This is a genomic window from Streptomyces capillispiralis, assembly GCF_007829875.1.
GTDB classification, from domain to species: Bacteria; Actinomycetota; Actinomycetes; order Streptomycetales; family Streptomycetaceae; genus Streptomyces; species Streptomyces capillispiralis.
Genome location: NZ_VIWV01000001.1, coordinates 7,908,615 through 7,931,012, shown reverse-complemented (window position 1 = coordinate 7,931,012; position 22,398 = coordinate 7,908,615). Strand labels below are relative to the sequence as shown.

16 protein-coding genes are annotated in these 22,398 nt (G+C 71.5%); 7 read left to right on the top strand and 9 right to left on the bottom strand.

All coding sequences use genetic code 11. The annotated features are described in order from the left end of the window. Positions 1-6 precede the first annotated feature (6 nt). Entirely contained in the window at positions 7-345 is a 339-nt protein-coding gene (locus FHX78_RS34630; protein WP_145871291.1) for a nuclear transport factor 2 family protein, read from the top strand. Positions 346-400: 55 nt separating this feature from the next. On the opposite strand, the gene FHX78_RS34625 is transcribed toward FHX78_RS34630, so the two are convergent. Together FHX78_RS34625 and FHX78_RS34620 are read right to left on the bottom strand one after the other, a co-directional pair. Next, positions 401-778, bottom strand: coding sequence for a MerR family transcriptional regulator (locus FHX78_RS34625; protein WP_145871290.1), 378 nt, complete (start codon positions 776-778; stop codon positions 401-403). Positions 779-923: 145 nt separating this feature from the next. Further along, positions 924-1,724: a GNAT family N-acetyltransferase gene (locus tag FHX78_RS34620; protein ID WP_145871289.1), complete on the bottom strand. Its 801-nt coding sequence runs from the start codon at positions 1,722-1,724 to the stop codon at positions 924-926. A 215-nt stretch (positions 1,725-1,939) separates the two neighbouring features. On the opposite strand from FHX78_RS34620, the gene FHX78_RS34615 reads away from it, so the two are divergent. After that, the gene (locus tag FHX78_RS34615) at positions 1,940-3,832 is read left to right on the top strand and encodes a LamG-like jellyroll fold domain-containing protein (RefSeq protein ID WP_145871288.1); all 1,893 of its coding nucleotides are present in this window, start codon (positions 1,940-1,942) and stop codon (positions 3,830-3,832) included. 311 nt (positions 3,833-4,143) lie between these two features. Then, positions 4,144-5,217 (top strand): alkene reductase, encoded by a 1,074-nt coding sequence (locus tag FHX78_RS34605; protein WP_145871286.1) that lies wholly within the window; start codon positions 4,144-4,146, stop codon positions 5,215-5,217. A 104-nt stretch (positions 5,218-5,321) separates the two neighbouring features. On the opposite strand, the gene FHX78_RS34600 is transcribed toward FHX78_RS34605, so the two are convergent. The 4 genes from FHX78_RS34600 to FHX78_RS34585 form a co-directional block, all read right to left on the bottom strand. Then, positions 5,322-6,761, bottom strand: a complete 1,440-nt coding sequence (locus tag FHX78_RS34600) for a GH1 family beta-glucosidase (RefSeq protein ID WP_145871285.1) — start codon at positions 6,759-6,761, stop codon at positions 5,322-5,324. Positions 6,762-6,825: 64 nt separating this feature from the next. Next, positions 6,826-7,749 carry a carbohydrate ABC transporter permease gene (locus FHX78_RS34595; RefSeq protein WP_145871284.1) on the bottom strand — a complete coding sequence of 308 codons (924 nt, stop codon included), beginning with the start codon at positions 7,747-7,749 and terminating at the stop codon, positions 6,826-6,828. A gap of 12 nt (positions 7,750-7,761) precedes the next feature. Further along, positions 7,762-8,757, bottom strand: a complete 996-nt coding sequence (locus tag FHX78_RS34590; RefSeq protein WP_145871283.1) for a carbohydrate ABC transporter permease — start codon at positions 8,755-8,757, stop codon at positions 7,762-7,764. 93 nt (positions 8,758-8,850) lie between these two features. Beyond that, positions 8,851-10,158 carry an ABC transporter substrate-binding protein gene (locus FHX78_RS34585; RefSeq protein WP_145871282.1) on the bottom strand — a complete coding sequence of 436 codons (1,308 nt, stop codon included), beginning with the start codon at positions 10,156-10,158 and terminating at the stop codon, positions 8,851-8,853. Between the two features lie 301 nt (positions 10,159-10,459). Here FHX78_RS34585 and FHX78_RS34580 point away from each other — a divergent pair, with 301 nt between their 5' ends. Next, complete coding sequence (locus FHX78_RS34580) at positions 10,460-11,473, top strand: LacI family DNA-binding transcriptional regulator (RefSeq protein WP_145871281.1); 1,014 nt, start codon at positions 10,460-10,462, stop codon at positions 11,471-11,473. A gap of 290 nt (positions 11,474-11,763) precedes the next feature. Here the strand turns inward: FHX78_RS34580 and FHX78_RS34575 are convergent, their stop codons facing one another. From FHX78_RS34575 to FHX78_RS34565, 3 genes are all read right to left on the bottom strand, one after another. Further along, complete coding sequence (locus tag FHX78_RS34575) at positions 11,764-12,840, bottom strand: lytic polysaccharide monooxygenase auxiliary activity family 9 protein (protein WP_145871280.1); 1,077 nt, start codon at positions 12,838-12,840, stop codon at positions 11,764-11,766. A gap of 235 nt (positions 12,841-13,075) precedes the next feature. After that, the gene (locus tag FHX78_RS34570) at positions 13,076-14,209 is read right to left on the bottom strand and encodes a glycoside hydrolase family 12 protein (protein ID WP_145871279.1); all 1,134 of its coding nucleotides are present in this window, start codon (positions 14,207-14,209) and stop codon (positions 13,076-13,078) included. A 500-nt stretch (positions 14,210-14,709) separates the two neighbouring features. After that, entirely contained in the window at positions 14,710-15,732 is a 1,023-nt protein-coding gene (locus tag FHX78_RS34565) for a LacI family DNA-binding transcriptional regulator (protein ID WP_145871278.1), read from the bottom strand. A 390-nt stretch (positions 15,733-16,122) separates the two neighbouring features. On the opposite strand from FHX78_RS34565, the gene FHX78_RS34560 reads away from it, so the two are divergent. The 3 genes from FHX78_RS34560 to FHX78_RS34550 all read left to right on the top strand — a co-directional run bounded on the left by FHX78_RS34560 (position 16,123) and on the right by FHX78_RS34550 (position 22,398). Continuing rightward, complete coding sequence (locus FHX78_RS34560; protein WP_145871277.1) at positions 16,123-18,522, top strand: RICIN domain-containing protein; 2,400 nt, start codon at positions 16,123-16,125, stop codon at positions 18,520-18,522. A 287-nt stretch (positions 18,523-18,809) separates the two neighbouring features. After that, positions 18,810-19,859 carry an LLM class flavin-dependent oxidoreductase gene (locus FHX78_RS34555; RefSeq protein WP_145871276.1) on the top strand — a complete coding sequence of 350 codons (1,050 nt, stop codon included), beginning with the start codon at positions 18,810-18,812 and terminating at the stop codon, positions 19,857-19,859. A 271-nt stretch (positions 19,860-20,130) separates the two neighbouring features. Continuing rightward, entirely contained in the window at positions 20,131-22,398 is a 2,268-nt protein-coding gene (locus tag FHX78_RS34550) for an RICIN domain-containing protein (protein WP_145871275.1), read from the top strand.

The following is a 22,398-nucleotide window of genomic DNA, read 5'->3' as shown; positions in this document are numbered from 1 at the left end:
GCGAGGATGTCCGACGTGGCGACCGACGTGGTCGAAGCCGCCTTCCGGTACTACAGGGCGCAGGACCGCGACGCCGCGTTCGCGCTCTACGCCGACGACTTCTCGTTCACCAGCCCCTATGACGACCACATCGACAGGACGGCGTTCTTCGAGCGGTGCTTTCCCACAGCCGGCCGGATGACCGGGCAGCGGTTGCTGCACGTGACCCCGGCGGACGAGGAACTGGTCCTCGTCCTCTACGAGTACGAGCTCGTGACGGGCGGCCGGTACCGCAACGTGGAGGCGATCAGGGTGCGTGACGGGCTCATCCGGGAGGTGCAGGTCTTCTTCGGGGGCGCGGTGTGAGGTGACGGTGCGCGCCGGACCGCTCCTCGGGTGCCGGCTGCCGGGGGCGGGTCGGTCAGCCGACCGGTGCGCCGCGCAGGCTTTCCCGGTAGGCCCGGGCGCCGTTCATCAGCTCGTCGAGCGCGTCCCGGGTGCGTACGAGGTCGGCGATGTGCTCGGAGAGCCGGTCGCGTTCCTCGGCCATCCGCTCCAGTGCGGCGTCGGAGTTGTCCTCACTGGGCGCGTCGACACAGGGCAGCAACTCGACGATGGTGCGGCTGGACAGGCCCGCGGCGTAGAGCCGCTGGATGAACGCGACGCGCTCCACGTCGTGGTCCGTGTAGTGCCGCTGCCCGCCGGCGCTGCGGGTGCTGGCGAGCAGTCCCTGTTCCTCGTAGTAGCGCAGGGACCGGACGCTGACGCCCGACCGTGCCGCCAGTTCCCCTATCCGCATGCCGCCCTCCCGACCGTGCACCGCGCGGCGCCCGTCCGACCTCTGCCACGATGCGAGGGTACGTCGGACGGCTCCCGGGCGCACGGCCCCCGGACGGTGGGCGGGGCCGGTCGGCGCCCTCCCGGCGGGCCCGCGGGCCCGCGCCTCACTCCTTCAGGGCGTAGAAGCCCATCGGGGAGTTCGGCTCGAAGCCGATCCGTGGATACACGGGTGCCCCGGCCTCCGTCGCGTGCAGGGTCGCGCGGGTGGTCCCGGTGGCTCGCGCCCCCTCGTACAGCGCCTTCCGCGTCACCGCCTCCCCGTAGCCGCGTCGCTGCCACGCGGGGTCGGTGGCGACGAGCAGGACGAAGAGGCGGCCCTGCGCCTCCACCGTGGCGGCGCAGCTCACGGGTACGCCCTCCCGCACGCCCAGGTAGGCGTGCACCCGGCTCTTCCACAGGGTGGAGCGGGCCAGTCCGTCACGGCCGTCCTCCACCGGGAACCCGTAGGCGCGCGCGTTGAGGTCCGCGAAGTCCCGCAGTCGGTCGTCGGTGGTCACGCGGACGAAGGTCAGGTCGGCGTGGGCCGGTTCGGGGATGGGCAGCAGGTCGCCCGCCATGCCCGTACCGGGAAAGGCGTGCACCAGGCCAGCCTGCTCGGCCGCCGTCCCCAGCACGGCCCGCGCCTCGTCGTCGAGGAGGTCCTCGAAGACCCACAGGAACCCGGGGTGCCGCTTCGACCGCATGATCTCCGCCGCCTGGTGCAGGCGCCGCCGTACGAGTCCGGCACCGGCGCCGTCCTCGGTCAGCGTGAGGCAGTTCCAGAAGGGGAACCGGCAGTCGGCCCAGCGGACGGCGATGCCCGGAAGGTCGCGGACATCCGCGTCCGGGTCCCGGTCGAGCACCATGACCCGCCAGACGGCGGCGAGTTGTTCCCTCGATTCGATCGAGTCGGCCAGATCGTGCACGAGAACCCCTGGTGTCGTCGCGTGGGCGGTCCGGTGAGCAGTACACACCCTTCCGGCCCGTGGCGGGAGCCCGCCGGGCCGCACGGGCGGACGTGTCGCCCGGCCCGGCAGCGGTGTCCATGCAGCCGGTGTTCAGGTCCGCGCAACCGGGCGGCCAGCGCGGGTGAGCAACATTCGGGCTGATCCCAGCCCACCACCCGGTCCGTGGAGCCCTGATGAGCACAGACAGACAGACCAGTCACCAGCAGTCCCTGCACAGACGCTCGCTGCTGCGCGCGGCGGTCGTCGTACCGGCCGCCGGTGCCGTGGCCGCCGGCCTGGACGCCGCCCCCGCCGAGGCGGCCGGGGACGGCGCCGGGGCGGCCGGCGGACGGTTCGACGCCGAGAGTCCGCGGTTCGCGCTGGCGGTGCTGCCCGACACCCAGTACCTCTTCGACGCCGACAGCGCCGACCCCGCCCCGCTGCGGGCGACGTTCCGGTACCTCGCCGCCGAGCGGTCGGCGGCCAACATCGCGTTCATGACGCACCTCGGCGACGTCACCGAGCACGGCACCGAGGACGAGATCGGCCTCGCCGCCGACACCTTCGGCGTGCTGGACGGCCGGGTTCCCTACAGCGTGCTGGCGGGCAACCACGACATCAAGTCGTCCACCGACGACCAGCGCGGTGACTCCGCCTACCTCGCCGCGTTCGGGCCCGACCGCTACCGGTCCATGCCGACGTTCGGGGGCGCCTCGCCCGACGGCTACAACAGCTACCACGTCCTGCGGGCGGCCGGCCGGCGATGGCTGGTGCTCGCCCTGGACTGGCGGGTCTCCGACCGGGGACTGGAGTGGGCGCAGGGGGGGCTCGACGCGCACCCCACCCTGCCGGCGGTGCTGACCACCCATGACATCGCCTGGTCCGGCGACGACGGCGAGGCCCGGCTGTCGGGCAACGGACAGCGGCTGTGGGACCGCCTGATCAAGGGCAACGACCAGATCTTCCTCGCGCTGGGCGGACACTACTGGCCGCCCGGCCGCACGGTGCTGACCAACGACGCCGACAACGATGTCCACATCCACATCACCAACTACCAGGACCGCTACTACGGCGGCGCCGGGATGATCCGCACCTACGGTTTCGACCTGGTGCGCAACGTCATCGACGTCGAGACGTTCTCGCCCTGGTTCCTGGCCAGGGACCCCGAGCAGCGCTCCCCGCTGGCCGCCGAGACCGTCGAACTCACCGGCCCCACCGACCGGTTCAGCCTGTCCGTGGACTTCGAGGCGCGGTTCGCCGGTTTCGCCCCCGTCACGCCCGCGAAGCCCCGGCCCGCCCGGGCGGTGATGCCCCGCGGCACCCTCGCCTACTGGCGGTTCGACGCCTCCGGAACCGACGCGGCCGGCACCCCCGGCGCCGCCGTCGCCGACGGCACCGTCGTCAGGGACCTGACCGGCAACGGCAACGACCTGACGGTGCGCCGGCTCCACTCCAGTGCCGCCGACGCGCTCACCTGGTCGGCGGACCACCACCGCGGGCAGCCCGCGCACGCCAGCCTGCGCTTCGACGGCGGGAAGAACCCCGACCGGGGCGCCATCCTCACCACCGGCGCGCGGGCGGCCCTGAACAGCGAGAAGTTCCTCCGCGGCTACACCATCGAGACCTTCGTCCGGCTGCCCGAGCCCTTCGAGGGCGACCACAGCTGGATGGGGATCCTGAGCTGGGAGGGCCGCAACGCGGAGGCGGGCAAGACGACGGGCTGGTCGCCGCTGGAACCGACCTGCAGTCTCAACCTGTCGCCCGAGCGGTTCCTGCAGTTCGTGGTCTACCCGCACCGGCAGGACGCCGACCCCACGTCGTGGAGCCACGCCGTACCGGTCGGACGCTGGATGCACATCGCCGTCGTCAACGACGGCCGCCGCACCGTGATGTACGTGGACGGTTCGAGGATCGCCCGGAACCCGGCGCAGGCGTCGACCGGCATCGCCACCCTCGGCAAGCCGTTCGTACTGGGCGCGACACAGTTCGACGAGGCCTTCGGCCAGGGCTTCTACGGCTGGATGGGCGACACTCGGATCGTCGGACGGCCCCTGCCGGTCGAGGAGTTCCTCGCCCCCGTCGACTGAGCCGCACCGCGCGCCGGCGGCCGCACCGCGACGGCCGGAGTCGCCGCCCGGGGTGCCGCCGGGCCTCCCGGCATCATCCGAAGGTCCGTCCCGCCGCCCGCCTCCGCGTGCGGCGGGACGGGCCGCGGCGCACCGCTCCGGGTTGGTGGTGTACGCCGCACCCCTTGTGACCTGCGACACACCTCTTGCCTCTGACATCCATGTGAGGTTCTAGCGTGGTCGCGTGCTCGGCCAAGCACCAAGCACCAAGCACCAAGCACCAAGCACCAAGCACCAAGCACCAAGCACCAAGGATCATAAGGGAGTCCGATATGACGAGCCTCTTCGACAGCCATCAGCTCGGTGGACTGACGCTGCCCAACCGCGTGGTGATGGCCCCGATGTCGCGGGTACGGGCTGCCCCCGGCGGTCTGGCGACCCCCTCGATGGCGGCCCACTACGCCCAGCGCGCGACGGCCGGGCTGATCGTCACGGAAGGTGTGCAGCCCAGTCCGGTCGGCCAGTCCAATCCCGGGACGCCGGGGCTGCACACCGATGAGCAGGTGGCCTCCTGGCGCCAGGTGACCGGTGCTGTGCACACCAACGGCGGCCGTCTCTTCGCCCAGCTCATGCACGGCGGGCGCGTGTCGCATCCCGACACCACGGGGATGCTGCCCGTCGGGCCCTCGGCCGTCCCCGCCGTCGGTGAGGTGTTCACACCGTCGGGCCCCCAGGCCCCGCCGACTCCGCGGGCCCTGGAGACCGCCGAGGTCCCCGAACACGCCGAGGCGTTCGGCCGGGCCGCCCGCCGGGCCGTCGACGCCGGCTTCGACGGCGTGGAGCTGCACGGCGCCAACGGTTATCTGATCTCGCAGTTCCTGTCGTCCAACGCCAACCTGCGCACGGACCGCTACGGCGGCTCCCCGACCGGCCGGGTCCGGTTCGCGGTCGAGGCGGTGGCCGCGACCGTCGACGCCGTCGGCGCGGACCGCACCGGCATCCGCCTCTCCCCCGGCGGGACCTTCTGGGGCGTCGAAGAGGCCGACGTCCCCGAGCTGTACGCCCTGCTCCTGGGCGAGCTGGCCCGCCTCTCGGTGGCGTACGTCCATCTCGAGGCCACCGCCGACGAGGAGGTGCTGATCGGTCTGCGCCGCGCGTGGCCGGGCACCCTCATCATGAATCCGGTGCTTCCGATGGGCCCCAAGCAGACCGGCCGCGCCGAGGCGGACCACTGGCTGGGGCTGGGAGCCGACCTCATCTCCTTCGGCCGCGCGTTCATCTCCAACCCCGACCTGGTCGAGCGGCTGCGCACCGGACTCCCGCTCGCTCCCGTCGACGAGGCCACCTATTACCAGGGCGGTGACGCGGGCTATCTGACCTACCCCGCCTACCAGTACACGGCCTGATCCCGGTGAACGCGGCTCGCCCCCGCCCCCGCACGGGGAGGCGGGGGCGAGCCCGTGGTGCGGCGCCCGTGCGGGACGGGCGCCGGGTGCTCCGCCTGGCCCGCTCAGGCTCCAGGCAGGACACCGGTGCGCACGACGTCCGCGTACCAGCGGGCACTGGCCTTGGGGATGCGCGTGCCGGTCGGGTAGTCCACGTACACGGCACCGAAGCGCTTGCTGTAGCCGTGCGCCCACTCGAAGTTGTCCAGCAGCGACCACAGGAAGTAGCCGCGCACGTCCGAGCCGTCCACGACGGCCTGATGGACGGCGGCCAGGTGTCCGCGGAGGTAGGCGATCCGGGCGGGGTCGTTGACCTGTCCGGCGGGGTCGGCGTAGTCGTCGAACGCGGCGCCGTTCTCCGTGATGACCAGCGGCAGCCTGGGGAACTCCGACGACAGGCGGCGCAGCAGCTCGTACAGGCCGCTCGGGTCGACGGCCCAGCCCATGGCGGTGGTCTCGCCGGGCGGCTGGTGGAAGGAGACCCGGTCGGAGCCGGGCCAGGGGCTGTGCGTGCTCCGGCCGTGACCGTCGGCGTTGTGGGTGCCGGTGCCGTCGGACTCCGAGACGAGCGTCGGGCTGTAGTAGTTGACGCCGAGGAAGTCCAGCGGCTGCTGGATCTGCCGCAGGTCGCCGTCGTGCACGAACGACCAGTCGGTCAGCTCGGCGGTGTCCTTGAACAGGTCCTCCGGGTAGGCGCCGCGCAGCATCGGGCCGGTGAAGACCCGGTTGGCGAGCGCGTCGATCCGGCGGACCGCGTCGGCGTCGCCGTCGCTGCCGGTGAGCGGGCGGACGTGGTGGATGTTGAGGGTGACCGAGCACTGGGCGTCGGCGCGGATCCGGTCGCGCAGCGCCTGCACGGCGAGGCCGTGGCCGAGGTTGAGGTGATGGGCGGCGCGCAGCGCGGCGACCGGGTCGGTGCGGCCGGGGGCGTGCACGCCGGAGCCGTAGCCGAGGAAGGCGCTGCACCAGGGCTCGTTGAGGGTGGTCCAGGTCTTCACCCGGTCACCGAGGGCGTCCGCGGCGAGGGCCGCGTACTCCGCGAACCGCTCGGCCGTGGCCCGCTCGGGCCAGCCCCCGGCGTCCTCCAGCTCCTGCGGCAGGTCCCAGTGGTAGAGGGTGGCGACGGGCTGGATGCCCTTGTCCAGCAGTTCGTCGACGAGGCGCCGGTAGAAGTCCAGGCCCTTCTGGACGGCGGGGCCGCGGCCGGTGGGCTGGATCCGGGGCCAGGCCAGGGAGAACCGGTAGGCGCGCAGGCCGAGTTCGGCCATGAGGGCGACGTCCTCGCGCCAGCGGTGGTAATGGTCGGTGGCGACGTCACCGGTGTCGCCGTTGCGGACCCGGCCGGGTGTGCGGGCGTAGGTGTCCCAGATGGACGGTGTGCGGCCGTCCTCGGCGGCGGCCCCCTCGATCTGGTAGGAGGCTGTCGCTGAACCCCAGAGGAAGCCCTTGGGGAAGGTGCGGGCGGCGTCCGGGGCGGACGCGGTCTGCTGTGCTGCGGTGACCACGTAAGTCCTTTCGGAGAGAGCGGAGCGGGAGGGTTTCGCGGGCCGTGGGGGTGCGGCAGGGGGGTCAGCCCTTGACGGCGCCCGCCATGATGCCGCTGACGATCTGGCGGCCGAAGACGACGAACATCGCCAGCAGCGGCAGCGTGCCGAGCAGCGCGCCCGCCATGATCAGCGACTGGTCGCGGACGTAGCCGGCGCTGAGCTGGGTGAGGGCGACGGGGACGGTCGGGTTGGTCATGTCGAGCACCACGAACGGCCAGAAGAAGTCGTTCCAGGCGTGCACGAACGTGATCATGAACAGGACGGCCATCGCGGGCCGCGCCACGGGCAGCACGATGCTCCAGAAGATCCGCAGCGAGTGCGCCCCGTCGACGCGTCCGGCCTCGACGAGTTCGTCGGGCAGCGCCTCGGACAGGTACTGCCGCATGAAGAACACGCCGACGGCGCTGACCAGCGTGGGGAAGATGACGGCGGGCAGCTGCTGCGACCAGCCCAGCTCCGACATCATCATGAACAGCGGTACGACGCCGAGCTGGGGCGGCACCATCATGGTGCCGATGACCAGCATCAGCAGGACGTTGCGCCCCTTGAACCGCAGTTTGGCGAAGGCGAACCCGGCCAGCGTCGCGAACATCACCGTGGACAGGGCGATCACGCCGGCCACGATCAGGCTGTTGATCATGGCCTTGCCCATGGCCGCCTCGTCCCAGGCGCGGGCGAGGTTGCTGAACAGGTTCGGGCCGGGCAGGAACGGCGGCGGGGTCTGGCTGACCCGGGTGTTGTCGGTGGAGGCCGCCACCATCGTCCAGTACAGCGGGAAGATGGAGAGCACCGCCATGACGACGAGCAGGACGTAGGCGAGCGGGCCGGCGTGGTGCTGGCGGCCGGCGCCCTGGCGCAGCAGCCGGCGGCCGCCGCGGCCGGCCGGCTTCTCGACGGGGGTCCGGACCGGGGTGTCCGTCCGGACCGGGAGACTGTTGGTGGTCATGGTGACTCCAGGTCAGGACGTGCGGGAACGCAGGCGCTTGATCAGGCGCTGCGCCGCGAAGACGAGGACGAGCAGCATGAACATCGCCCAGGCGACGGTCGCCGAGCGGCCCATCTGGTAGTTCTTCCAGCCCTCCTCGTACAGCAGCAGGCCCAGCGTCTGGTACTGGTTGTCGGCGCCGCCGGTGACGCCGTTGGGCCCCTGGCCGAAGATCAGCGGCTCACCGAACAGCTGGGTGGCGCCGATGGTGGAGAGCACGATGGTGAAGACGATGGTGGACCGGATGCCGGGGACGGTGACGTGGGTGAACTGCTTCCACCGGGACGCTCCGTCGAGGGACGCCGCCTCGTACCGCTCGGCCGGGATGGCCTGCATGGCGGCCAGGTAGAGCAGCGCGTTGTAGCCGGTCCAGCGCCAGATGACGATGGTGGAGATCGCCACCTGGGCGGGCCACTTGTCGGCCTCCCAGTCCACCGGGTCGATGCCGACCGAGCCGAGCGCCCAGTTGATCATGCCGAAGTCGCGCTCGAAGATCATGGTGAACACCAGGGCCGCGGCGGCGACCGAGGTGGCGTACGGCACGAGTGAGGCGACGCGGAAGAACAGCGAGGCGCGCATCCGGTAGTTGAGCAGGTGCGCCAGGCCGAGTGCCATCATCAGCTGCGGCACCGTGGAGATGACCCCGATGGTGACGGTGTTCCACAGCGCGTTCCAGAACCGCGAGTCGCCCCAGAGTTCGACGTAGTTGTCGAACGCCACCCACTCCATGACGTCGAGGGTGGCCAGTTCCACGTCGTGCAGCGAGATCCACGACGTGTAGACGAGGGGGTAGAAGCTGAACGCGGCGAAGACGATGAAGAAGGGTGCGACGAACGCGAAGGGCGCGCCCTTGACGTCCAGCCGGTGCAGCAACGCGCTGCGCCGCCGGGCGGTCTTCCCGCCGTCCGCCGTGCCGGGCGGGGCCGGCGGCTCCTCGCCGGTCAGGGCCTTGGTGGTGGAGGTGGCCACCGGACTTTCCTTCCTGAGAGCGGATGGGTGAGCCGGGCCCCGGGCCCGTCGGCGCGATGCCGAGCGGGCCCGGGCGGCTGCGGGGGCGTCGGGTCAGCCGACCGCCTTCTCGATGCGCTCCGTGGTGGTCTTCCACGCGTCGTCGCGCGAGGTGCCCTGCTCGACCAGGGCCAGGCCCTGGGAGAAGGTGTCCTTGATCGTGCCGTCCTTGCGGCCGAGGACCTGCTTGTCCGGGATCTCCTGTGCCGCGGCGCCGAAGATCCGGCCGATCGGCGCGTTGTCGAAGTACTCCGACGTCGCGTTCTTCACGGCGGGGTCCTCCAGGGCCTTCGCGGAGGACGGGATGTTGCCGATCTCCTTGAAGATGTGGGCCTGCTGCTCCGGCGCGGTCAGCCAGGCGACGAGCTTCTTGGCCTCCTCCTTCACCGGGCTCTTCTCGATCACGCCGAGGAAGGAACCGCCCCAGTTGGCGCCCTGGGGCGCCCGGGCGACGTCCCACTTGCCCTTGTTGGCCTCACCGGCCTTCTCGCTGATGTGGCTGAGCATCCAGGCCGGGCACACGGCGGTGGCGAACGTGCCGTTGGCCAGGCCGGGGTCCCAGCCCGGCTGGAACTGGCGGAGCTTGGCGGTCAGCCCCTCCTCCGCGGCGTCGGAGGCGAGGGCCCAGGCCTCCTGGACGGCCGGGTTGCTGTCGTAGATCAGCTCACCCTTCTCGTCGTAGTACTGCTCGGGGTGGCCGTAGACCATGGCGTTGAACAGGCCGCTGGCGGAGTCCGTGAACGCCACCTTGTCGCCCTTGAAGTCCTTCTTGAAGGTGCGGCCGACCTCGACGTACTTCGTCCAGTCGCCCTCCCACAGCTTGCCGACCTCTTCGCGGTCGGTGGGCAGACCGGCCTGCTCGAAGTAGTCCTTGCGGTAGCAGACGGCCATGGGGCCGATGTCGGTGCCCAGGCCCAGCACCTTGCCGTCCCCGGTGCTGATCTGGGACTCCTTCCAGGGCAGGAAGTGGTCGGTGCCCGCCGTGCCGGCGAAGTCCGCGAACTTGTCCGCCTGGGTCTCGGTGATCTCCTTGGCCCGGCCGATCTCGATGCCCTGGATGTCCTTCAGACCGTTGCCCGCGGCGAGCCTGGTCTGCAGCGCGGTGTAGTAGGTCTGCTCGTCGCCGGCGATCTCGGCCTTGATGTCGACCTCGGGGTTCTCCTTCTCGTACTGCTCCAGCAGGCCGGTCTCCTTGAGGCCCATCACGCCGTACAGGCCCATGGTGATGGTGACCTTGCCGTCCTTCTTGCCACCGCCGGTGACCGAGTCGTCGCTGCCGCCGCAGCCGACGACCAGCGCCAGCGCGCCGACGGCCGCGACGGTCGCCACCGCCCTCGTGCGCAACGAACCGAACGTGCCCATGGATCTCCTCCTAGCGACGACGCTGACACATCGGAGTGACGAGTTCTGCGATGACTACAGCGGCTCTGACAGACGGTGGGAACGTGCCCACTGAACGGTGGGAACGTTCCCACCGGCGCAACGAAGACTCGTGGCCGGGAGCCGATCTGTCAATAACTTGAAACCAACTCCTCGCCGGTCGCCGCCGCCCGGCCCACGGCCCGAAGACGCGGGGGTGCTCCGCTCACGGCCGCGTCTGCAACAATTGCCGCTGGTCACCCCCGCGGCCGGCACCGCCGCGGCTGCCGAGGGAGGGGAGCGCATGGCTGGGAATCGCCGGCCCACGATCAAAACGGTCGCCGCCCGCGCCGGCGTCGGCCGCACCACGGTCTCCCGCGTCGTCAACGGCTCCGATCTGGTCAGCGCGGACGCCCGCTCCAGGGTCCTGGCCGCGATCAAGGAGCTGAACTACGTCCCCAACTCGGTCGCCCGCGGCCTGGTCACCAACCGCACCGACGCCGTCGCCCTGGTGATCCCGGAGTCGGAGAGCCGGCTCGGCTCGGAGCCGTTCTTCGCCGCGCTGATCCGGGGCGTCAGCGGCGCCCTCGCCGAGACCCGCACCCAGTTGCAGCTCATGCTGGTGCGCGACCAGGCCGAACGGGACCAGCTGACCGAATCGGTGGCGACGCGCCGCGTGGACGGCGTCCTCCTGGTCTCCGTCCACTCCGAGGACCGGCTGCCCGGCATGCTGGAGGAGATGGGCCTGCCCACCGTACTGGCCGGCCGCCGGGACGCGGGCGAACAGCTCAGCTACGTCAACTCCGACAACGCCGGAGGGGCCGCCGAGGCCGTACGGCACCTGCTGGGCAACGGCAGGGCGAGGATCGCCACGATCACCGGCCCGCAGGACATGGACGTCGGCCGCAGCCGGCTCGCCGGCTGGCGCACGGCCCACGAGGAGGCGGGTGTGCCGGCCGACGAACTCCTGGTGGAGGCGGGGGACTTCACCGAGGAGGGCGGGAGCCGCGCCATGCGTTTGCTTCTTGAACGCGCCCCGGACCTGGACGCCGTCTTCGCCGCCTCCGACCTGATGGCGGTCGGCGCCCTGGCCGAACTGCGCCGCCACAAGCGGCAGGTGCCCGGCGATGTCGCCGTCGTCGGATTCGAGGATTCCGTCCTCGCCCGCCACACCGACCCGCCCCTGACGACGGTGCGTCAGCCGGTGGAGGAACTGGGCCGGACGATGGCCCGGATCCTCACCGACATCACCCGGCACGGGGCACCCCGGCAGCAGCTGACGCTGCCGACGGAGCTGGTGGTGCGCGAGTCGTCCTGAGACCTGCCCGGTGGACGGGCTCCCGGGTCGGTCGCCTCAGCCGAGCCGGAGGCGCGGGCACCCCTCCGAGTGGCCGGACCGGCCCACCCGCACCACCGCCCCCCGCTGAGCCGTGCGGTCGCGACCGCACGGAGAAGGGCAGGTCACCGGAGTGACCCGCCCCTGTGCCGCATGCGCCGTCGTCCGACGGTCCTCGTCCCTCAGCCCTCGTCCCTCGGCCAGGGGTCACCGGGTGCCGCCGCCGCGCGGGCCGGCGGGAGTGATCACCCCGGCGTCAGGGCGTCAGGGCGTCAGGGCGTCACGCAGCCGATCGTGCCCACTGGGAAGTCGTTGCCCGACGAGGTGGCCGTGAAGCCGAACGTCACGCTGCCGTCGGCGGCGATCACCCGGTTGTGGTCGACGTTCCTGACCGTCACCGTGCCGTCGGACCCGGTGGTCAAGGAGCCGTTCCACGCACTGCCGACGCGTGTGCCGACGCCCGGCTTCCACTGCACGGCCCAGCCGTTGAGCGGTGACGTCCCGTGGTTCATCACCTCGACCGAGCCCTGGAAGCCGCCGTCCCAGGAGTTGACCACGTTGTAGACGGCCATGCAGTTGCCGGTGTGCGTCGGCGGGTCCGTCGGGGTCGGCGTCGGGGTGGGCGTGCTCCCGGAGCCGCGGATGCCGGTCACCTCCCCGTTGCCGCCGTCGAAGACGACGTCGGAGCAGGAGAAGAAGTTCTCCTGGCTGTCCGAACGCACCCACTGCATGAAGATCACCGCGTCGCCGGACCGGCCGGAGGGCAGCTTCAGGTCCCAGTAGTAGTGGCCGCCGTTGGTGCCGGGCGAGCCCTGCTGGGGCGGGTTGGTGACGGTCTGGACGAGCTCCAGGTCGTTCCAGCCCAGCTGGGACGTGGGCGACCAGCCGGGCTTGGTGACGTAGACCCGGAAGTCACCCGGGTGGGCGGCCCAGTTGCTGTACTGCACCTTGACCGTCCCACCGGACGTCAGGTGCGTGCGCGGCCAGTCCGCGCGGGCCGCGTTGTAGGCCGAGAAGTCGTACGGGGAGCGGTCGCCGGCGCTGCACAGCGTGCCGTCCGGCACATAACCGGCGCCCCTGCCCGCGGCCTTGGAGTCGAGGACGGCGAACCAGTTGTAGAGCGCCGACGAACCGCTCTTCGCCAGCGCGTCCTTGCACGCGGGGTTGGTCGGGTCCAGTCCGCCGGTGCCGGTGACGGCGTCCAGCTGGCACAGGTAGGTGCGCGAGCCGGGCATCATCGCGACGCCGTGCGCCTGCGCGTCCTTCTGCCACAGGAAGCTCAGCCCGAGCCCGCCGAGCAGCGTGGCGAACACCGCTGCCAGCGTGAGGATTCTGCTGCGTAAGGCCATGGGATCTCCAGTTCCGGTCATGGATCTGTGCGAGGTCGGAAGGGGTGGCTGGAGCCCCCGCCCGTCCGGGGGAAGGGCGTCGACCGGGCGGGCGGGGGAGTTCGTGGTGGTGCCGTTGGCACTGGTGGTGCGGGTGTCCGGGCGGGGGTTCGCCCCGGGGCCCGTCCTGTCGGCGCAGGGAGAAGAGCGGGCCCCGGGGCAGGGGACGCGGCGGGCGTGCGGCCCGCCGGCCGCGTCAGGCGGTCGTACAGGCGGTGCCGTTCAGGCTGAAGCCGCCGGGCCGGGCGAAGGTGCCGCTGTAGGTTCCCTGGAAGCCGAAGTTCTGGCTGGCGCCGGACGCGATCTGCGTGTTGTTGTTCAGACCGCTCGCCGTGACCGCTCCCGAGGAGGGGGTGACGGACGCGTTCCAGGCCTGGGTGATGCGCTGTCCGGAGGGCAGGGTGAAGGCCAGCTTCCACGCGTCGACGGCGGTCGGACCGGCGTTCTTCACCGTGACGTCGGCGGTGAAGCCGCCCGGCCACACGTTGGTGTTGTACGACACCGTGCACGCCGCGGGCCCACCGGTGCCGGGCCCGCCCGGGGTGCCGCCGCCGGTGGTGACGGTCGAGGAGAAGGAGTTCACCGCGAGCCCCGCACCGTTCTGCCAGGGCTCGAAACCGGCCTGGATGCTCGTCAGGTACCAGTCGTTCTGCGCCATGCCGCGCGCGACGGTCTCGCGGACGAAGTCCATGACGTCGAAGCTCCAGCTGCCGATCGCGGACGGCGCGACGAACGACAGCACGTCATTGGAGCCGTTGCTGCCGGACCACACCTGCCAGCTGCGCCCGCCGACGGTGGCCGTGCCGACCTGGGAGCCGATCGGCTGGATGGGACCGACCTTGTTGAACCAGATCATGATCTCGGTCCGGTTGACGCCGTCGGTCCGGGGCGTCGGGTCCAGCCAGATGTCGTACGAGGCGTTGTAGACGGCGTCGTTGACGTAGCCGTAGGAGATGCTGCTGGGCGCGGCCGAGATGCCGCTGATCCGGGCCGGGAGGTTGGTGCCCGGTGAACAGTTGGTGTAGTGGCAGCCGTTGAAGACCGAGGGGTAGGACTTGGGGGCGCCGTCGGTCGGCACCGAGCCGTCGGCCTGGGCGACCCGGAACCCGGTGTCGGTGGCGGTGACGCACTGGGTGGCGCTGGTGCCCCAGCGGTTGTTCTGGACGACGTAGCGCCCCTGGATGGTGGTCGATCCGTACTGCTCGCAGAGCGTGGTGTCGGCCTGGGCGGGAGCCGTCGCGGTCACCAGCGCCGCGACCACGGTGAGGGCGGTGAGCAGCGTCGCGAACAGGCCGCGCAGGGCGCGGGTTTGGTGCCGTAACCGTCGCATGGGGGGACCTCTCCGAGAGGGTGCGGGGGCCGACCGACAGGGAGCGCTCCCCTCTCCCCAACGATGGGAGCGCTCCCATAACTCGGTTCGGACGGGACTGTAGAAGCTTCACATGTTCCTGACAAGACTGTGCGCAGGGAACCGTCGAATTGTTTTCGAAGCCGCAGGTCAGCGGTGGTGATCCAGATCGGTGGTTCCGCTTCGGGAGCGCTCCCGAAAACGTTCGATGACGGGCGGCTCGGGAACGGGACGGAGAACACATCCGGTGACGGGGCGTGGGGCGAGCGGGAAACTCAGGCGACGAGGCGTCGAGGCGTCGAGGCGTCGAGCAGGCCGGGACGGCTCAGGCGACGGGGCCTCGGGCGAACTACGGCGGCTCCGGTGACGGGCGTCAGGCATCGGGCGAACCACAACGGCTCCGCCGACGGGCGTCAGGCATCGAGCAGGGCGGGGCGGGCGAGGACCCCTCCGGTGTCGATCCCAGGGCGAGCCGGGCCGGCTCAGGCCGAGTCGCGGAGCACCAGTTCCGTACGGAGGATGACGTGCCGCCAGGCCACCGCCGAGTCCTCCATCTCCTCCAGCAGCAGCCGCACCATGGCGCGGCCGATCTGCTCCAGCGGCTGGCGGACCGTCGTCAGCTGCGGCTCCGTGCGCCGGGCGAGCGGGAAGTCGTCGAACCCGATCACCGCGACGTCCTCCGGGACCCGGCGGCCCGCCGCGCGCAGGGCGGTCAGGGCCCCTGCGGCCATGGTGTCCGACGCGGCGAAGACGGCGTCGACCTCCGGGGCCCGCTCGATGAGTTCGGCCATCGCCCGGCGTCCGCTGTCCTCCGAGAAGTCGCCCTGGACGATCCAGGAGGGCCTGCCCTCGACATCCGCCCGCTCCAGCGCCTCGCGGTAACCGCGCAGCCGGCACTGGGCCACGTACATGTCGAGCGGCCCGGTGATGGCCGCGACGGCGCGGCGGCCGCGGCCGAGCAGGTGCGCCACCGCGCTGCGCGCTCCCCCGACGTTGTCCGCGTCGACGTAGGTCACGCTCTCGTCGCCGGAGCGGCGCCCCAGCAGGACCGTCGGCAGTCCCACCTCGGCCAGCATGTCGGGCAGCGCGTCCTCGGCGTGCACGGACATCAGCATGACGCCGTCGACCCGGCCGCCGCGCGCGTACTCCACCAGGCGCTGCCGTTCGGCATCCGTGCGGACCAGGGTGAGCAGCAGCTGCACCTTGGTGTCGGTCAGGGCGTCGCCGACGGACCGGACGATCTCCGAGAAGAACGGCTCACCGAACTGGCGCCAGTCCGGCTCCGTCATGACCAGTGCCACGGCGTCCGCGCGCCGGCCCGCCAGCGAACGGGCCGCCAGGTTGGGGACGTACCCCAGTTCGGCGATGGCCCGCTGCACGGCGCGGCGCGTCGAATCCTTCACGCCCGCCGCGTTGTTGATGACGCGGGATACGGTGCCCCGCCCCACACCGGCGAGCGCGGCCACCTCCTCCAGCGTCGGTACGCCGGGACGCTGCCTGCCCATGACCACCCCCCACGAGATCACTAGATCTTACGGCCCGGGTCGGCGGCGGGGCGCGGATTCCTCCTTCCGGGCGGCGCGACGGTCTTCGTCATGGCCCTGGACACCACCCGCGGTCCCGTGCTGTCATCCCGACTGAGCCTTCCAACGTTGTAGAGACCGAGCAACGAGCCACCACCCGTCCTCGAAGGAGACGGTTCGTGCGCAGCAGCGGACCCGGAGACCGGCACGTCCCCCGCACCGCCGGTCCGGACGGCCCGGCTCGCCCGCACCCGTGGCGCGCCGTGCGGGCGGACGTGCGCACGGGACGAGCCGGCGGGGTGCGCCCGGCGGTCGGCCCCGGCCCCGGCCCCGCCGCACGGACGTCTCCCGGCCCGGAACAGGAGCATCCGCATGCCTGTCGACAGACGCACCCTCCTCGGTGCCGGTGCCCTGGGCATCGGCGCCGCCGCGCTGGGCGGTCCGCTCGCCCCGTCCGCGTCGGCCGCGCCCCGGCGGCCGGCCGCCGCACCCCTGCCCGACGCCTTCCGCAAACTGCCCGCCGGCAGCGTCACCGCGCGCGGCTGGCTGGCCGGCCAGCTCGGGCTCCAACTCGACGGTCTGTGCGGCCGGTACGAGAGCGTGTCGCACTTCCTCGACTTCTCGGCCACCGGGTGGGTGCATCCGGAGCGCGGCGGGTGGGAGGAGGTGCCGTACTGGCTGCGCGGCTACGTGCCGCTGGCCGTCGCCACCGGTGACGCCTCCGCCCTGGCCCGCTCGCGGGAGTGGATCGACGCGATCCTCGCCACCCAGCAGGGCGACGGCTTCTTCGGACCGCGCGCCCTGCGCACGTCGCTGGGCGGCGGACCGGACTTCTGGCCCTTCCTGCCCCTGCTCCAGGCGCTGCGCACCCACGAGGAGTTCACGGGGGACACCCGCGTCGTGCCCTTCCTCGTCCGCTTCCTGCGGTTCATGAACGCCCAGGGGCCCGGCGCCTTCGACAGCAGCTGGATCTCCTACCGCTGGGGGGACGGGCTCGACATCGCCGTGTGGCTGCACCGCCGCACCGGGGAGCCGTTCCTGCTCGACCTGGCCGCCAAGATGCACACACTGGGTGCGGACTGGACGGGCGCCACCCCCTCCCGGCACAACGTCAACATCGCGCAGGGGTTCCGTGAACCCGCCCAGTACGCGCAGGTCACCGGCTCCGCGGAGCTGACCCGGGCCACCTACCGCGCCTACGACCGCGTCATGGACGTCTACGGGCGGTTCCCCGGCGGCGGCATGGCGGGGGACGAGAACTACCGGCCCGGCTTCACGGACCCCCGGCAGGGGTTCGAGACCTGCGGCATCGTCGAGTTCATGGCGAGCCACGAACTGCTCACGAGGATCACCGGCGACCCGGTGTGGGCGGACCGCTGCGAGGACCTGGCGTTCAACATGCTGCCCGCCTCCCTCGATCCGCGGGGCAGGTCCATCCACTACGTCACCAGCGCCAACAGCGTCGACCTGGACAACAGGACCAAGACACAGGGCCAGTTCCAGAACGGCTTCGCCATGCAGGCCTTCCACCCGGGCGTCGACCAGTACCGCTGCTGCCCGCACAACTACGGCATGGGCTGGCCGTACTTCACCGAGGAGCTCTGGCTGGGCAGTCCCGACGGGGGCCTGGCCGCCGCGATGTACGCGCCGTGCACGGTGCGTGCCCGGGTCGCGGGAGGCACCGAGGTGACGGTCACCGAGGACACCGGCTATCCCTTCACCGAGACCGTCACGCTGACCGTCTCGCCCTCCCGTCCGGTGCGCTTCCCGCTCCGGCTGCGGGTGCCCGGTTGGTGCAGCGGACCGGAACTGCGGGTCAACGGCCGCCCGGTGACCGTCGCGGACGGACCGGCCTGGGCCTCCGTCGAGCGCACGTGGCACGACGGCGACGTGGTGACCCTGCGGCTCCCGCAGCGGACCACGCTGCGCCACTGGCCGGACCAGCACGACGCCGTGAGCGTCCAGCACGGCCCCCTGACGTACTCCCTGCGGATCGGGGAGCGTTACGACCGGTACGCGGGCGACGACGCCTTCCCCTCGTACGAGGTGCACGCCACCACCCCCTGGAACTACGGCCTGACCCCGTCGCCCCGGCTGCGCCTGACCCGCGACGCCGGGCCGGTCCCCGACAACCCCTTCACCCACGACACCGTCCCGGTCCGCATCACCGCCGAGTCCCGGCGCATCGAGGAGTGGGGCGCGGACGACGAGCACGTGGTCGCGCCGCTGCAGAGCGGTCCGGCCCGCAGCGTCGCGCCCGTGGAGACCGTGACGCTGATACCGATGGGGGCGGCGCGGCTGCGCGTCACGGCCTTCCCCACCGCCTCGCCCGACGGTCGGCCCTGGACGCCGGAACCGCCGTTCCGCCGGATCGCGAACCGGCACAGCGGCAAGGTCCTCGCCGTCGACGGCATGTCCCTGGAGAACAGCGCGCGCGTCGTCCAGTTCGACAACACCGGTACGGGCGACCACGCCTGGCAGCTCCTGGACCGGGGCGAGGGCTGGTACGTGATCCGCAACGGCCACAGCGGCAAGGTGCTGGGGGTCGACGGCATGTCGACCGCGAACAGCGCACGCGTCGTGCAGTACGAGGACAACGGCACCGCCGACCACCTGTGGACGCTCGTCGACGACGGGGACGGCTGGTTCCGCGTCCGCAACCGGCACAGCGGCAAGGTGCTGGGCGTGGACGGCATGTCGACCGCGAACAGCGCACAGGTCGTCCAGTACGACGACAACGGCACCGCCGACCACCTGTGGCGCCTGGTGTGATCCGGTGAGGGCCCGTTCACGCGAGGCCGGAGGCGCTGCGTGCGCTTCCGACCTCTGGTCGGACGTCAGGGGCGGCGACGGGGGCGGGGATACGCCCGCCCCCGTCGCCGGGCCCCGGAAGCCCTGCGTACGGCACGGGTGAACCCCGTCTGCCGGAAATACGCCGGAAGTGGGCAGGGACGCGCCATGTCCGGTCGCGTCCGTACGGGCCCTGGCCAGTCGCGGGGACCCGGCTGGACACTGGGCGGGCTGGTGACCGCTTGGCTCAGGCCGGAGAGGACACACCCATGAGGTTCAGTTACGCGCTGTTACCCGACTACCCGCTGCAGGACTCGCTGGCCTCCATCAGACTCGCCGACGAGCTGGGCTTCTACGCCTGTTACGCCGCGGACGAGACCTGGCACAAGGACCTGTGGCTGCTGTTCGCCGTGGCCGCCGGCCAGACGCGCACCATCCGCCTGGGCCCGAGCGTCTCCCCGGTCACCCTGCGCGAACCGACACTGATCGCCCAGGCCCTCGCCACGCTCGACGAACTCTCCGACGGGCGGGCCGAAGCCGTGCTGTCCAGCGGCAACTTCGGCCTGCTGGCGCAGTACGGCATCGACTGGACCCGCACCCGGCCCCTCTCCCGGGTCAAGGAGGCGCTGCACGTGGTGCGGACGCTGCTGGACGAGGGCACGCTCACGCACCGCGGCGAGTTCTACTCCTACGACGGGCTGTTCACCTTCGCCCGCCCGGTCCAGCCGCGCGTGCCCCTCAAGCTCGGAGCCATGCGGGGCCCCAAGTCCTTCGAGGCGGCCGGGGAGTTGTCCGACGGGTGCCACCACGCCCTGAGCTACACCGCGGAGGCCTACGACTACGCGGTCCGCCACATCAGGGCGGGCGCGGAGCGGGCGGGCAAGGACTGGCGCTCGCTGGACATCGCGGCGTGGGTGGTGTTCGCCACCGGGCACGACTCCCGGCGGGCCAAGGAGGCGGCCCGCAGCATGGTGGGCATCTACGCCTCCTCCATGCCGGAGGAGCAAGTGCGCCGCAACGGGGTCGACCCCGCCGAGCTGAAACCGGTGATCGAAGCGATCGCGGCCGGCGACCTGGCGAGGGGCATCGAACTCACCACACCGGAGGTCGCCGAGCGCCTGTCCATCGCGGGCACCCCGGACGAATGCGCGGAGAAGATCCGCACCCAGATCGCGCCCAGCGGCGTGAACCACGTCATCTGCGCCCTCACGGACCGACGGCTGGTACGGGCCTTCACCGGCCGGGAGTTGGACGGGGTGGCGGACGCCGACGAGCAACTGCGCCTCATCAGCGAGCACATCATGCCGGCGACGGCCTGATCCCGGGCGGCCGGCCGCGAGGCCGGCCGCCCTTCCGGACCGGACCAAACCCTTGACAGGAATTTACATCACTCCTTAAATCACGAACTGAAGTAAGCAAGAGCGGACCACGGCGCAGCACTCCTCCCCTTCCCTCCCCCCACCTGCCGCACAGCCGTCACCGAACGCCGCACCCCTGGCACCGCAGGCATGTCATAGACACGCCAATCAATGGTGGACGACGGCAGGAGAAGCCCCACTCGAGCCGCCCCGGCGGACAGGAGAAGAACCGATGCACAGACCCTCGCGACCACGCCCCGGCGGCCGGTCCGGCAGCACCCCGGTGAGCCGTGTCCGCGGCCCGTGGACCGCCGTGCTGGTGGCCGCCGCCACCGCCGCCTCGGCCCTCACCGCCCTCCAGCCGGCCCGGGCCGCCGACGTCTCCGGCCCCTCGGGCGCCTCGGCCGTGGCCGCCGCGCTGCCGACGGGATGGTCGACCGTCGTGAACAGCGGCAGCGGGAAGTGTCTGGACGCCCGGGCGGCCGGCACGGTCAACGGCACGGCCGTACAGCAGTACACCTGCAACAACACCACGGCGCAGCAGTGGAGTTTCACCTCCACCGGTGACGGCTACGTACGCGTCGACAACCGCAACGACGCCCGGCAGGTGATGGACGTCAGCGACGTGTCCACCGCCGACAACGCGGCCGTGCACCTGTGGACGTACGGCGGCGGCAACAACCAGCAGTGGCTGCCGGTCGACGAGGGCGGCGGCGCCTACCACTTCGTCAACCGGCACAGCGGCAAGTGCCTCGACGTGCCGTCCGCCTCGACGGCCGACAGCGTGCAGCTGGTGCAGTACACCTGCAACGGCTCGGCGGCCCAGCGCTTCCAGGTCACGCCCGCGAGCACCGCGCCGGGGGACGTCGACCTCGGTCCCAACGTGGCGGTCTTCGACCCCTCGATGCCGTCGTCGACCATCCAGAGCCGACTGGACTCGATCTTCCAGCAGCAGGAGACGAACCAGTTCGGCTCCCAGCGCCACGCGATCCTGTTCAAGCCGGGCACGTACAGCAACGACGTCAACGTCGGCTTCTACACGCAGGTCCTGGGCCTGGGCCAGTCGCCCGACGCGGTCACCATCAACGGTGCCGTGCACGTCGAGGCGGACTGGTTCCCGCCGCAGAACGCCACCCAGAACTTCTGGCGCGGAGCCGAGAACCTCTCGGTGAACCCGACCGGCGGCACGGACCGGTGGGCGGTGTCGCAGGCCTCGGGGTACCGGCGCATGCATGTGCGGGGCAACCTGGAACTCAGTGACGGCGGCTGGTCCAGTGGCGGCTTCATGGCCGACAGCAAGATCGACGGCCAGGTGCGCTCCGGTACCCAGCAGCAGTGGCTGACCCGCAACTCCCAGCTCGGCAGCTGGACCGGCTCGAACTGGAACATGGTCTTCGTCGGCAGCCAGGGCGTCCCGGGCACCAGCTTCCCCAACCCGCCCTACACCACGGTCGGCCGGACGCCGACGGTGCGCGAGAAGCCCTTCCTGTACGTCGACGCGGCGGGCGCCTACCGGGTCTTCGTGCCCGCGCTGCGGACCGACTCCACGGCGACCACCTGGGCGAACGGAACGGCGCCCGGCAGCTCGCTCGGCATGGACCGGTTCCACGTGGTCAAGCCGGGCGCCACCGCCGCGCAGATCAACGCGGCGCTGGCCGAGGGGAAGAACCTGCTGGTCACCCCGGGTGTCTACCACCTGAGCGAGACCCTGCGGGTGACCCGGCCGGACACCGTGGTGCTCGGACTGGGACTCGCCACCTTCGTCCCGGACAACGGCGTCACGGCGATGACGGTCGCCGACGTGGACGGCGTGAAGATCGCCGGTGTCCTGTTCGACGCGGGCACCACCAACTCACGGACGCTCATGGAGGTCGGCCCGTCCGGCGCCTCCGCCGGCCACGCGGCCAACCCCACGTCCCTGCACGACGTGTACTTCCGGGTCGGCGGCGCCCACGCCGGCAAAGCCACCACCAGCCTGGTCGTCAACAGCGACCACGTCATCGGTGACCACATGTGGATCTGGCGCGGCGATCACGGCAACGGCATCGGCTGGAACACCAACACCGCCGACACCGGCCTCGTCGTCAACGGCGACAACGTGACGATGTACGGCCTGTTCGTCGAGCACTACCAGAAGCACCAGACGATCTGGAACGGCAACGGCGGGCGGACGTACTTCTACCAGAACGAGATGCCCTACGACCCGCCCAACCAGGCGGCCTGGATGAACGGTTCCACGCAGGGCTACGCGGCCTACAAGGTCGCCGACCACGTGACCAGCCACCAGGCGTACGGGCTCGGCAGCTACTGCTACTTCAACGTCGACCCCGGCGTCACCGCCGAGCACGCCTTCGAAGTCCCCAACAACCCGAACGTGCGCTTCCAGAACATGGTGACGGTCTCCCTCGGCGGGACGGGAACCATCCGGCACGTCATCAACGACCGCGGAGGTCCCTCCAACTCCGCTACCAACGTGGCGAACCTCGTGAGCCATCCGTGA